This window comes from Cognatishimia activa (genome assembly GCF_026016445.1).
In the GTDB taxonomy this organism is placed as follows: domain Bacteria; phylum Pseudomonadota; class Alphaproteobacteria; order Rhodobacterales; family Rhodobacteraceae; genus Cognatishimia; species Cognatishimia activa_B.
This window is the reverse complement of the sequence record NZ_CP096147.1, coordinates 674,774-687,317: the sequence shown is the minus strand read 5'-3', so window position 1 is coordinate 687,317 and position 12,544 is coordinate 674,774. Positions and strand designations below refer to the sequence as shown.

11 protein-coding genes are annotated in these 12,544 nt (G+C 54.2%); 6 read left to right on the top strand and 5 right to left on the bottom strand.

Features of this window, described 5'->3' with window-relative positions; translation table 11 throughout:
• The first annotated feature begins 3 nt into the window (after positions 1-3).
• From M0D42_RS03375 to acs, 4 genes are all read left to right on the top strand, one after another.
• Positions 4-1,209 (top strand): branched-chain amino acid ABC transporter permease, encoded by a 1,206-nt coding sequence (locus M0D42_RS03375; protein WP_265020197.1) that lies wholly within the window; start codon positions 4-6, stop codon positions 1,207-1,209.
• A gap of 12 nt (positions 1,210-1,221) precedes the next feature.
• The gene (locus M0D42_RS03370) at positions 1,222-1,977 is read left to right on the top strand and encodes an ABC transporter ATP-binding protein (RefSeq protein WP_265020196.1); all 756 of its coding nucleotides are present in this window, start codon (positions 1,222-1,224) and stop codon (positions 1,975-1,977) included.
• 14 nt (positions 1,978-1,991) lie between these two features.
• A complete protein-coding gene (locus M0D42_RS03365) occupies positions 1,992-2,747 on the top strand; it encodes an ABC transporter ATP-binding protein (RefSeq protein WP_265020195.1) in 756 nt (251 codons plus the stop codon).
• A gap of 70 nt (positions 2,748-2,817) precedes the next feature.
• Complete coding sequence (gene acs / locus M0D42_RS03360) at positions 2,818-4,764, top strand: acetate--CoA ligase (protein ID WP_265020194.1); 1,947 nt, start codon at positions 2,818-2,820, stop codon at positions 4,762-4,764.
• A gap of 89 nt (positions 4,765-4,853) precedes the next feature.
• On the opposite strand, the gene M0D42_RS03355 is transcribed toward acs, so the two are convergent.
• Positions 4,854-5,234 carry a VOC family protein gene (locus M0D42_RS03355; protein ID WP_265020193.1) on the bottom strand — a complete coding sequence of 127 codons (381 nt, stop codon included), beginning with the start codon at positions 5,232-5,234 and terminating at the stop codon, positions 4,854-4,856.
• A 117-nt stretch (positions 5,235-5,351) separates the two neighbouring features.
• Between M0D42_RS03355 and M0D42_RS03350 the strand changes: the two genes are divergently transcribed.
• A complete protein-coding gene (locus M0D42_RS03350) occupies positions 5,352-6,284 on the top strand; it encodes a DMT family transporter (RefSeq protein WP_265020192.1) in 933 nt (310 codons plus the stop codon).
• Here the strand turns inward: M0D42_RS03350 and M0D42_RS03345 are convergent.
• Entirely contained in the window at positions 6,217-6,891 is a 675-nt protein-coding gene (locus tag M0D42_RS03345) for a thiamine diphosphokinase (RefSeq protein WP_265020191.1), read from the bottom strand. The two genes, M0D42_RS03350 and M0D42_RS03345, sit on opposite strands and share 68 nt — an antisense overlap.
• A gap of 155 nt (positions 6,892-7,046) precedes the next feature.
• On the opposite strand from M0D42_RS03345, the gene M0D42_RS03340 reads away from it, so the two are divergent.
• The gene (locus M0D42_RS03340) at positions 7,047-8,960 is read left to right on the top strand and encodes a hypothetical protein (protein ID WP_265020190.1); all 1,914 of its coding nucleotides are present in this window, start codon (positions 7,047-7,049) and stop codon (positions 8,958-8,960) included.
• Positions 8,961-9,013: 53 nt separating this feature from the next.
• Here the strand turns inward: M0D42_RS03340 and M0D42_RS03335 are convergent, their stop codons facing one another.
• The 3 genes from M0D42_RS03335 to M0D42_RS03325 form a co-directional block, all read right to left on the bottom strand.
• Complete coding sequence (locus tag M0D42_RS03335; protein WP_330221186.1) at positions 9,014-10,627, bottom strand: phosphotransferase; 1,614 nt, start codon at positions 10,625-10,627, stop codon at positions 9,014-9,016.
• A 354-nt stretch (positions 10,628-10,981) separates the two neighbouring features.
• Complete coding sequence (locus M0D42_RS03330) at positions 10,982-11,212, bottom strand: DUF2842 domain-containing protein (RefSeq protein WP_265021087.1); 231 nt, start codon at positions 11,210-11,212, stop codon at positions 10,982-10,984.
• Between the two features lie 10 nt (positions 11,213-11,222).
• Positions 11,223-12,518 (bottom strand): adenylosuccinate synthase, encoded by a 1,296-nt coding sequence (locus tag M0D42_RS03325; protein WP_265020189.1) that lies wholly within the window; start codon positions 12,516-12,518, stop codon positions 11,223-11,225.
• Between the last annotated feature and the right edge of the window lie 26 nt (positions 12,519-12,544).

Genomic DNA, 12,544 nt, shown 5'->3' with positions numbered 1-12,544 from the left:
TTCATGTTTGGTCTCAATAAAAAAGACACATCCCTTCTCCTGATCGTCGCAGCGCTCGTGCTGCTTGCACCGATCATCTTGAACCCCTTCCCTGAAGGCTCTGGATTGGCGCAGTTCAATGCAGGCTACCCAGATCTGATGCAGCGCTTCGTGATCTTCGGAATCTTCGCGATTGGCTTTAACATCCTCTTTGGCCTCACTGGCTACCTGTCCTTCGGCCACGCTGCCTTCCTGGGTGCAGGCTCCTATGCTGGCATGTGGATGATGAAGCTGCTGTCGATCAACGTGATCCCTGCGATCATCTTTTCTACCATCATCGCCGGTGTCATCTCGTTGGCCATTGGTTGGATTTCATTGCGACGCTCAGGCATCTACTTTTCGATCCTGACCCTGGCATTCGCTCAGATGGCCTTTGCGCTCGCGGCTTCTGTTCTGACACCGATCACTGGCGGTGAAACTGGCCTTCAGACAAACCTCAACGATCCGCGCATTCTGCCGCAATTCCTGGGAGGTGGCTCATCTGTGGATGGCAACATCCCGAAACCATCCCTCTTTGGCATGGAAGTCAGTTCTAGCTTTGAACTGCCCGTGGCTGGCTGGCTCTGGACCTTCAACTGGGGCTACTACATCTGTGGCTTCATGATGCTGGTGGCCTTCTATCTGGCAATCCGCATCTTCCGCAGCCCCTTTGGTCTGATGTTGAAAGCGGTGAAGTCGAACCAGCAGCGTATGAACTATACGGGCCTGAACACCGGCCCCTATATGCTGGCCTGCTTCGTGATCTCAGGCATGTACGCCGGTCTTGCAGGCGGACTGATGGCTGCGATGGACCCTCAGGTGGGTGCAGAGCGCATGCAGTGGACAGCCTCTGGTGAGGTGGTTCTGATGACCATCCTTGGCGGTGTTGGCACTTTGATCGGCCCAGTTCTGGGTGCAGGTCTGATCAAATACTTCGAGAACATCTTCTCTAAGATCAATGACAACCTGCTGCATCAATGGTTTGCCTTCCTGCCCGATGGGCTTGAAGACTTCATGGTGACCATCATCCACCCCTTCATCGGCAAAGGCTGGCACCTGACTCTGGGTCTGATGTTCATGGCTATTGTGATCTTCCTACCAGGCGGTCTGGTCGAAGGCGGGCAGCGCATTCGCAAGATGTTCAATCGCCGGTCTGAAGAACCTGCCACCAAAACCACCCCTGCGGAATAAGGAGAGCGACTGATGGGTATTCTAGAAGTCAAAGACGTGGGGAAACGCTTCGGTGGCCTTCAAGCGCTGGGAGATGTGAACCTTGATGTGGCAGAAAACACAGTCCACGCCATCATTGGGCCAAACGGTGCAGGCAAATCCACTCTGCTGAACTGTCTCGTGGGCAAGCTGATCCCGGACACTGGCTCGGTCATGTTTGATGGCCAATCTGTTCTGGGGCGCACGCCATATCAGATCAATCAGATGGGTATTTCTCGCGTGTTTCAGACCCCAGAGATCTTCGGAGATCTCAGCGTTCTGGAAAACATGATGATCCCGATCTTTGCCAAACGTGATGGCGCCTTTCGCCTGCATGGCATCGAAAACATGATGTCCGAAAAGGAGATCGTGGAAGCGGCAGAGAAGATGCTGGTCGATATGAACATGGCAGACAAACGCGAAATGCACGCGGCCGCTATGTCTCGCGGTGATAAACGTCGTCTGGAAATTGGTATGTGTCTTGCGCAGGAGCCCCGGCTCTTATTGCTGGACGAGCCCACCGCTGGCATGGCGCGGGCGGATACCAACAACACAATCGATCTGCTGAAGCAGATCAAAGAAGAGCGCGACATTACTATCGCCATCATTGAACACGACATGCATGTGGTCTTCTCGCTGGCAGAACGTATCACTGTTCTGGCGCAGGGCACTCCGCTTGTTGAAGACACCCCAGACAATATCAAGGGCCACCCCAAAGTGCGCGAAGCGTACCTTGGCGAAGCGGCGTAAGGGAGGACATTAAAATGAATGCACCCGCAGATTTTTCCAAAGGAAAAAGCCACGCGCAAACCGCCCCGGCCTTTCTGTCTGTCTGGAACATGGAAAGCTACTACGGCGAAAGCTACATCGTACAAAACATCAGCTTCAACGTGCACGAAGGTGAAATTCTAGCCCTCTTGGGCCGGAACGGCGCCGGCAAAACTTCGACCCTGCGCTCGATCGCGCGCATGGATGAGCCACAGGTCACTCATGGCGAAATCTGGCTCGATCACCAGCCGCTGCACAAAATGCAAAGCTATCAGGCTTCAGCTGCAGGCATCGGACTAGTCCCAGAAGATCGCTCAATCATTCCAGGGCTGACCGTTGAAGAAAACCTGCAACTTGCGCAAATCGCCCCTCCTATTGGGTGGTCAATCGAACGCCTTTACGACCTCTTCCCACGGCTTGGGGAGCGCCGGAAACAGGAAGGGGTCACCCTCTCGGGCGGTGAGCAGCAAATGCTAGCCATCGCCCGAGCCTTAGCGCGTGACATCAAAGTGCTCTTGCTGGACGAACCTTATGAGGGTCTTGCCCCTGTGATCGTGGATGAAATCGAAAAAACGCTTCGCATCATCAAAGAGCAAGGCATCACCACAATCATCGTTGAACAGAACGCTATCCGGGCCCTTGAACTGGCTGATCGCGCTGTGATCCTGGATACCGGCGGCATTGTCTTTGACGGTACCGCGCAGGAAGTGCTTGAAAACGATGAACTCCGCGCCGAATATCTGGCTATCTGACGCGGAGGAGCAATCCTGCGCCCGGCCCTCCTCCGGACGCAGGACATGCAGAATAATAATAGGATCAAAGATGACCTCACAAACATTTGCCCCTGCTGCCGACCTGGCGGCCAATGCTCATGTGGATGAAGCCAAGTACAATGAAATGTACGCGGCTTCCATTGCAGACCCGGAAGCGTTTTGGCGCGAACAGGGCAAAAGGGTGGACTGGATCAAACCTTTCACCAAGGTCAAAGACGTTAGCTATGAATATGGCAACGTAAATATCAATTGGTACGCTGATGGCACGTTGAATGTGTCTACCAACTGCATTGATCGCCATCTTGAGACGCGTCGCCATCAGACCGCGATTATCTGGGAACCTGATAATCTGGGCGAAGAGACGCTGCACATCAGTTACGACGAGCTCTACCGTCGCACCAACCGAATGGCCAATGTTCTAAAAGACCTCGGTGTCGGTAAAGGCGACCGCGTCGTGCTTTATATGCCAATGATCCCGGAAGCCGCCTACGCCATGCTGGCCTGCACCCGGATTGGCGCTATTCACTCCATCGTTTTTGCCGGTTTCTCGCCAGACGCTCTGTCTGCTCGAGTTAATGGTTCGGAAGCTAAAGTGGTTATTACGGCCGATGAAGCCCCGCGTGGGGGGCGCAATACGCCTCTGAAAGCAAATGCAGACATCGCACTTGAGAGCTGTGATGACAGCGTGAAGTGTCTGGTGGTACGCCGCACTGGTGGAGATGTTGCTTGGAACGATGCGAGGGACGTCGACTACAACGCAAAGGCTACGGAAGCCTCAACCGAATGCGCACCAGAAGAAATGAACGCGGAAGACCCGCTCTTCATCCTTTACACATCGGGTTCCACCGGCATGCCGAAAGGCGTGGTGCATACCACTGGTGGCTATCTGGTTTACGCCAGCCTGACGCATGAGACCACATTTGATTACCACGATGGTGACGTCTACTGGTGCACTGCCGATGTCGGCTGGGTCACGGGCCACAGCTATATCGTCTATGGACCTCTGGCGAATGGCGCGACCACGCTGATGTTTGAAGGTACGCCAACTTATCCGGATGCCTCCCGCTTCTGGCAGGTCTGCGAAAAGCACAAGGTCAATCAATTCTACACCGCACCAACCGCGATCCGCGCTCTTATGGGCCAAGGCAATGAGTTCGTTGAGAAATGCGACCTGTCCAGCCTGAAAGTCCTGGGGACTGTGGGTGAACCGATCAACCCAGAAGCCTGGAACTGGTACAACGAAGTTGTAGGTGGCGGTCGCTGCCCAATCGTAGACACTTGGTGGCAAACCGAAACCGGTGGTCACTTGATGACCCCCCTGCCCGGCGCACATGCGACCAAACCGGGATCAGCCATGAAGCCTTTCTTCGGTATTGAACCCGTTGTTCTTGAACCAGCTTCTGGCGATGAGATCGAAGGTAATGGCGTTGAAGGTGTCCTCTGCATCAAAGACAGCTGGCCTGGTCAGATGCGCACGGTTTGGGGCGACCACGAGCGCTTTATGCAGACCTATTTCGCCGACTATAAGGGTTATTATTTCACGGGTGATGGCTGCCGTCGCGACGAAGACGGCGATTATTGGATCACTGGCCGTGTGGATGACGTGATCAACGTGTCCGGCCACCGTATGGGCACAGCCGAAGTTGAGAGCGCACTTGTTGCGCATCCGAAGGTCGCTGAATCTGCCGTGGTTGGCTACCCGCACGATATCAAAGGGCAAGGCATCTACTGCTATGTCACTCTGATGGCTGGCGAAGAACCAACTGAGGAGCTGCGCAAAGAGCTACGCACTTGGGTCCGCTCCGAAATTGGGCCGATTGCCAGCCCAGACCTTATTCAATGGGCCCCTAGCCTGCCCAAAACACGGTCCGGCAAAATCATGCGCCGCATCCTGCGTAAGATTGCTGAAAATGACTATGGCGCTTTGGGTGACACCTCGACACTGGCTGAACCCGCCGTGGTCGATGACCTCATTGAAAACCGAATGAACCGCTAAGCGGTCTCCGTCCCCGACGCGCGTATGCGTTTCCAGTCGCGCGCGTCACAGACTAGGGCCGGTCCTTTGATCGGCCCGACTTTTACTCGCTAGAAGCCTTTAGCCGGGACGTAGGCGTTCAATTTATTGCCCTCGAGATCACGAAAATACCCACCATAGAACCCATTGTCCCCACGCGGACCAGGAGCACCTTCGTCAACACCGCCCAACTCCAGCGCTTTAGCGTGCATCGCGTTGACTTGCTCCTCGGATTCCACTCGTAGGGCGATCATTGTGCCATTGCCGGCTGTCGCCTCACCATCATTGAATGGGCGTGTGATGCAAAAAGCAGGGTCACTCCGGTTGCGCCCCCAGGCAATGAACCCATTGTGGCTCCACATCTGGCTAACGCCGATGGTTTCAAAGAGCGCGTTGTAAAAATGCTCTGCTCGTTCAAGATCATTTGTCCCGAGCGTTGTGTATCCAATCAATAGTCCACCTCCGAAAATCGGCATCAGACTTATGGAATTGACGTAATTTCACAAGCCCCGCCGATATCAGAAATCACATCGCTTGCTTTCAAGTCGCCTCACACCTAGCGTCGCGGCATGAAACATGACCGCCCTCTTCTTGGCATCTTGCTGATGCTTGGTTTCAGTCTGCTCGCCCCTATTGGCGACGCGGTGGTAAAACTCTTGGGCGATCTGGTGCCGGTGGCCTTTTTCATTGTCTGGCGCTTTGCCATTCAGGCTCTGCTTCTGACACCGATTGTGGTGATGTCCAAATCGCTGCGGGCGATGACAGGAAAACAATATGGTCTGATCCTGATCAGAACCCTGTGCCACATCCTTGGGGTGGGCTCGATTTTTATCGCGTTCCGCTATCTGCCGCTTGCCGATGCGATCGCCATCGCCTTTGTAATGCCGTTCCTATCACTCTTGCTTGGGAAAGTTGTTCTGGGTGAAGAAGTTGGGATACGACGCCTAGGGGCCTGCTGCGTTGGCTTTGTGGGCACGCTTTTGGTGATCCAACCAAGTTTCATTGAAGTTGGTGGAGCCGCCCTCTGGCCGCTTCTCACAGCCTTGGCCTTTGCTGTCTTCATGCTGGTTGGCCGTCAGATTGCTCAGCAAGCTGATCCAATCGCGATTCAAATGGTCAGCGGCTATATGGCCGTGGTGGTCATGATCCCACTGATGTTTGTCGGCAGCCACCTCAATTGGCCAGAAGTTGGATTTCTGTTGCCAACGGGCCGAACGCTTTGGCTCCTGTTGCTCGCAGGCGTGATTGGCACCGCTGCACATCTTTTGATGACATGGTCGCTCAGGTTTGCACCTTCAACAACGCTCGCCCCGCTGACATATGTAGAAATTCCGATCACCACATTGGTTGGCTTCATTGTCTTTGGAGATCTCCCAAATGCACTTGCCGCAACAGGCATCTGCATTTCAGTAATGGCGGGACTCTATGTGATCTTCAGAGAGCAGGCCAATCTGCGGGAGAGCGCAAAAGCGACTGCGCAACAGACTCCAGCTCAGACTTAGGTAGGATGACCAACAGCTTTGGACCTGTGATGGTGATCTCAATATCCCCGGTCGCTTCATTGGAGGTACCAATGCGGCCATCTGGCGTAAATGTGAGCCCATTGATAGGCCATTTCAAACCATGAGACGTGCCTTCAACGAGCCCCATTGGGAATAGCGACACGCGGGTTTCAGGCGCCAGTGGCAGTCGCAATACGGGCGGGCACAGGAAGGCAATGTCTGTATCGCTCAAAATGATGCACTGCTTTTCTGGCCGACGCACGAGCACATTATAAACAGCCAATTGGTGATCAAGCCGCGCACCCGTAAAGCCAACACCCAGAACCAGCGGTGCATCAATATTGCGTAAAGCTTTGTCAAAATCTGTGCTGTCTTGTTCTGAGATGGCATGTACGCGCTCAGAGGGAATTCCATCCAGGGGCGTCTTCTCCAGGCTGTCCATATCGCCAATCACGGCATCAGGAACCAACCCAGCACGCAAACAATGTGCTGCTCCGCCATCTGCCGCAACCACCTTAGAGGATAGTTCAACGCAGCGATTTATCTCTTCATCCGTGGCCAATCCAGCCCCAACCAGCGTCACTGCTTCAGCATTGTGTACAATCACAATCGTCTCTCCCAAGCTGCCATTCAGCATCCATTCTAGTTAGTTTGCCCCATTTTGGCCCCAAAATGATACGCTCAGAGGCACAGAATCGGTCACGTTTGGTCACCCTCCCCGTGGTAAACAGGCTCCCGAGTAGTGCAAAGGACCCGAATCCAATGGTTACCAATAACAAAGTTTTGACGGTGTCGTACGGGACATTCTCGTGCACCCTGGAGGGATTCGACGATTCCTTCGACACCATGAAAGCGATTGCCGAGTACTTCCGGGATCTGGCCGCAGACGACCGCTATTTTGGTGCAGAACCGCCCACCCCAGATGCAGAGATGCTGACTCGGATCGCAGAACGCGAAATCGAACGTCGCGTACAGGCTCGCCACGAAGCTGGCGCTATCGTATTGAGCGCCAAGCCACCAGTGGCTGAGGAAACTGCTGAAGCAACGCAGACCCCTTCTGAAGAACCTGCCAGCGAAGCCAAGTCCGAAGACGCCCCAGTTGAGGCTCTAGAGGAAGAGGTTGTTGCTGAAGAGCCTGTGGCTGAAGTCGAAGCGGATGAGGAAACAGCGGACGCTGTAGATGAGGCGCTGAATCTGGATGTTCAAGACCTCGTTGCTGAAGCCCCTGAAGAGGATGTTTCCGAAGAAGCGATTGAGGAAGCTGTAGAAGACGAGGCGACTGAGGTTGCCACGATCGAAGACGCAGAGGTTGAAGAGGCTGCAGAAGAGTTCTTCGCGGCAGCCGAAGAAACCGCTGATGAATTCGAACAGTTCGAGCAGGACGAAGAAGAAGACACTGTTAATCTCTTCGAAGATGCCTTTGCCGACGCTGAACCTAAAGAAGAGCCAGCGGAAGAAGATAGCATCGCTGCAAAGCTGCGTCGTATCCGTGCCGTTGTATCTCGCGCCGAGACCTCTGAAGATGAGGAAGACGATTACATCGAAGATCAGCATGCTGATGTCTCCGACCCAATCGATCTCGATCTGAGCGACGATGCCGCTGAAGCTGATGAAGTTTCCGATGAGGTTGAGGCGGACGCCGAAGAAGAGGTCGAAGCAATCCAAGACGCGCCAAAGCCACGTGCTCGCGTGATCCGCATGAAACGCGCTGAATTTGAAGACGCAGTTTCTGAAGGTGTTCTGGAAGAGGCTGACGAAGCAGAGGAAGCGGAAGTAAGCGCTGTTGAAGAAGCCCCGGCAACGTCTTTGTCTGATGAAGACGAAGCTGACCTGATGGCTGAGCTGGCCATGGTGGATGCCGAACTGGCAGAAACCACAGACGTGGTTATCGAAGACGAGACCATCGAAGATGAGATCGAAGAAATCATCGAGGAGTCTGTTGAAGCGCCGGTTGAAGAAACACCCGTTGATGCTGTGGTTGCAGATGACAGCGCCTCCAAGCGCGAAAAGCGCCGTGAGCGCCGCGCTAAGCTGGACAAAGTTGAGCCAGGTGAAGAAGCAGTTGATCGTCTGATCGAAGAGGCCAATACCAAGCTTGATGAGCCTGAAGGCAACCGTCGTCGCAGCGCCATCGCACATCTTCGTGCAGCTGTTGCGGCCACTAAGGCAGAGAAGGAAGCGGGCAAGTCTTTCGAGAAGGAAGACAACTCCGAAGCTTATCGCGAAGATCTGGCGGAAGCCGTACGTCCTCGCAAGGCGAAGTCCGCACCTCCTTTGAAGCTGGTTGCTGAGCAGCGCATCGATACGCCAGTAGAAGAGAAGCCTGCAGGCATCCGCCCGCGTCGCGTTTCCGTAGATGAATTGGCGGCGGCTGAAGCAAATGAAGCCTCCAGCAACTTTGTTGAGTTTGCCGAAAACATGGGCGCAACTCAGCTGCCAGAAGTTCTGGAAGCGGCAGCCTCTTACCTGACCTTCGTGGAAGGTCGTAAGAAGTTCTCTCGCCCAATGCTGATGCGTCTGGCTTATCAGGTTGGCGATGAGCGCTTTGAGCGTGAAGCGGGCCTGCGCAGCTTTGGCCAACTTCTGCGTGACAAGAAGATTGAAAAGATTGCTGGCGGACGGTTCACCGTCTCTGAGGCGATCAATTTCAAACCGGATGATCGTGCCGCGGGGTAACCTGCTCCGATAACCGAATGAGAGGGCCGCCCAATTTGGGCGGCCTTATTCGTTTAGAAGCCGAGTTTTCTTAGTCGTTTCGCAAGCTGCGCCCCAGCATTGCCTTCTTCAATATTGATGGCGTGGTTCCCCCAGAACCAATGCAAATAGCTGGCAACATCGGGATTGTGGCTTTCAACCTGCTCAAACGCTGCTTCCGCCCCCTTATCACCAACGCGCAGGCAGATGTGGTGGAAATCGATGTCGGCGAAAAGCACCACAGGCTTTTGAAAAAACATCGCATGAAAACCTGCGCTAGAGTTTTCAGTCACAACGTAACTGCAGCGCTCCAAGGCCTCTGCCATCGGAAGTTCAACCAATGAAAACCTCGAATTGAGCGCGCTGATCTCTTTCAGCAGATCAAGCTCGGCCTTTGAATAGGTTTCATTGGGGTGAAGAGTTGCCCGAATGGGCAGTTTAGTACGCGCCAAAGTCGCTTGTATCATTTCTGCTGGCGAATGTGTTTGGAACCCCCGATGCGATAAAAGTTTACCCTGTAGTGGCATATAGATGAAGCCATCATCACGAATGGTTTTGCTCGATACATTGTGTAACCGATTGGCCCAATGGGTAAAAAACGCCTGCGCTTCTTCCGTTGATTTCGCGTCGAAGGTGGCTCGCGCCACAGGCCAGCGCCAGCGCGCGGAGGTTTTTGCAATTTGCCAGAAAGGAGCAGCATAAGATTTGCGGAAACACAGACTGTTTTGGTCCAAAGGCTCAGACATATGAAACATAGTGTAGGCGTTTGCGCGACTGGCGAGGCGGCGCGCACCCGCACTATCCTCTCGGATCGTGAGATCAAACCCCCGGCGTCGTGCTGCTTTGCGCAGAACCGGCACAAATTCATGTTCCCGCTTCCGCTCAGCCTCAACAGAGCGCTTGGTTAGAAGCACCCTCAGTACTTTGCCAGGATCCTGCGCCTGAACTAAGCTTTTGGCTATGGGTCTGATCTGCGCCAGACATGTCTGCTTCGCCTCGCTACGCTTCAGCTTGTCATCAGGGATAAGCATCCAAGTTTCGATCAGCTGGGTAAGGGCAAAGAGACGAACTGTTGGATCGCTTGGCTCCACCAGTTTATAGCCGCTGAAGAAGGCCTCTTTCACGTCATCGGGGTGAAGTTGTCCAGGAGCGAGCTCTTCGACAGAACAGAAACGCCGCACGTGATCAATTAGAAACTTGTTTATGTCGTGTCCGACAGGGGTCGCACCGCCAGACCCTAGATCTATGCCTGTTAAGGTCTCGCCATCCCAAATCAAATTGCCCGCATGGAAATCGCCATGCGGCAGTGCCGAAATGGTTTCTTGGCCACGTAGCTCTGGCGCAAGTCGCTCAATGACATCGATGCAATCGGTAAAAAGCTTCGTTTCTGGCACCTTCAATCGGCCAGCTTCTGCGCTATTCCGAAGGTCCAGATAACGGTTCTTGGTCCAATTCGGATGAAACTTCCGGCGTTCTTCTATGCTGCTGCGATGGAAATGATCGAGCCACTTCCCCACCCTTTCCAGCATTTCGAGCTGCAACTCGCGCGTCGGACAAAAATACGTCAGGTGATCACGCAGATTATGACCATCCACATAACGAAAGATGGAACACTGCCGCATTGCATCAACCCGAATGGGCTCCGACATCGCAAGACCGGAGATTCTCGGAAATCTTTGAAACGCGTCTTGCTGATGCTGGAAAACTTTCGCGTACCTTTGGCGGTTTACCGGAGATTTTTCGTGCTTGAAACTATATGCGACGCCCGGACCGACAAGTTTTAGCACGCAACGCGCGACCTGCGCGTCCTCTCGCGCATGGAGCTTGCTCACCTTCCAAGACGCCCCCTCTTCGAAAGCTTCTGGAAAATGGGCCTCCGCATGTTTGCGGCTGATGGCCTCAAGAGATTTTGTCAAAGGACTGCCAGTGTCGGTGTTTCAATTTATTGCAAAAGAAATACCGGCAATTGGCTTACAAGGAAAGCGCTGCGCTTCAAATGGCGTCTAGCTTTCCTCATCGTCAGGACCTGCCTGACCAACACCCATGAAAAGGTTTTTCAATGGAAAGACCCAAATCACCCCGAGAGCAATGTAAATAACAAGTTCCAGCAAGAGTGATGGACGGCCAAGCCACCCCAGAAAGGTTGTGGCAAGAACCGATGCTAGGATCATATAGACCGGCAGGCCGATCACCAGAATGATGATCGCCCAGCGTTTTTTGGCTTTATGGGACATCGCCACCGGATCAGTCCGCGAACGGGTCTGTAACGAGGATCGTGTCGTCACGCTCCGGTGATGTGGACAGCAGCGCGACAGGGCACTCGATCAGTTCTTCAACACGTTTCACGTATTTGATGGCATTCGCAGGCAGGTCGTTCCAGCTCCGCGCGCCCTCAGTGGTTTCGGACCAGCCGGGCATCTCTTCATAAATCGGTGTGCAGCGCGCTTGTTGATCGGCCGCTGTTGGAAGATAGTCCAGACGTTCGCCATCCAGCTCATAGCCAACACAGATCTTCAGAGTTTCAAAGCCGTCCAGAACATCAAGTTTTGTCAGAGAGATACCGTTGATACCTGAAGTTGCGCAGGTCTGTCGCACGAGACAGGCATCAAACCAACCACAACGGCGTTTGCGGCCTGTAGTGGTGCCAAACTCATGGCCGCGGGTGCCAAGACGGTTACCGTCTTCATCTTCAAGCTCTGTTGGGAATGGACCCTCGCCAACACGTGTTGTGTAGGCTTTCACAATGCCCAGCACATAGTCGATAGAACCCGGACCGATCCCAACACCTGTCGCGGCTTGGCCCGCGATTACGTTGGAGGAGGTCACAAACGGATATGTGCCGAAGTCGATGTCCAGAAGTGCGCCTTGTGCGCCTTCAAACAGGATACGCTTGCCCGCTTTGCGCTTTTCGTTGAGCACTTTCCAGACGGGTGCCGCGTAGGGCAGGATTTTCTGCGCGATCTCTTTCAACTGAGCGACCAGCGCGTCACGATCGACTGGCTCAATGCCCAGACCTTTGCGAAGTGGATCATGGTGCTGCAACGCGCGGTCAACGCGGGCTTCCAGAGTGGCTTCGTCGGCTAGATCAGCAACGCGGACCGCACGACGACCAACTTTATCTTCGTAAGCCGGGCCAATGCCGCGACCGGTGGTACCAATCTTGGTGCCCTTTGAGGCCGCTTCTTCACGGGCGCGATCCAACTCACCGTGAATTGGCAGGATCAGCGGAGTGTTTTCGGCAACCATCAGCGTTTCAGGGGAGATATCCACACCCTGCGCTGTTACGGTTTCAATTTCTTTGATCAGGTGCCACGGATCCAGAACGACACCGTTACCAATGACCGAAAGCTTACCACCGCGCACAACGCCGGACGGCAGAGCGTGCAGTTTGTAGACCTTTTCACCAACGACGAGTGTGTGGCCGGCGTTATGTCCGCCTTGGAATCGCGCGACGACATCAGCGCGTTCGCTGAGCCAGTCCACGATTTTGCCTTTACCTTCATCGCCCCACTGAGCGCCTACGACAACAACGTTGGCCATATCCGGTCCTTGCTTTCAAGAGTCAA

Bases quoted from the DNA above. Each gene is read 5' to 3' on its own strand.
- M0D42_RS03375 (WP_265020197.1), top strand. From the start codon at position 4: ATGTTTGGTCTCAATAAAAAAGACACATCCCTTCTCCTGATCGTCGCA.
- M0D42_RS03370 (WP_265020196.1), top strand. From the start codon at position 1,222: ATGGGTATTCTAGAAGTCAAAGACGTGGGGAAACGCTTCGGTGGCCTT.
- M0D42_RS03365 (WP_265020195.1), top strand. From the start codon at position 1,992: ATGAATGCACCCGCAGATTTTTCCAAAGGAAAAAGCCACGCGCAAACC.
- acs (WP_265020194.1), top strand. From the start codon at position 2,818: ATGACCTCACAAACATTTGCCCCTGCTGCCGACCTGGCGGCCAATGCT.
- M0D42_RS03350 (WP_265020192.1), top strand. From the start codon at position 5,352: ATGAAACATGACCGCCCTCTTCTTGGCATCTTGCTGATGCTTGGTTTC.
- M0D42_RS03340 (WP_265020190.1), top strand. From the start codon at position 7,047: ATGGTTACCAATAACAAAGTTTTGACGGTGTCGTACGGGACATTCTCG.
- M0D42_RS03335 (WP_330221186.1), bottom strand. From the start codon at position 10,627: ATGTCGGAGCCCATTCGGGTTGATGCAATGCGGCAGTGTTCCATCTTT.
- M0D42_RS03330 (WP_265021087.1), bottom strand. From the start codon at position 11,212: ATGTCCCATAAAGCCAAAAAACGCTGGGCGATCATCATTCTGGTGATC.
- M0D42_RS03325 (WP_265020189.1), bottom strand. From the start codon at position 12,518: ATGGCCAACGTTGTTGTCGTAGGCGCTCAGTGGGGCGATGAAGGTAAA.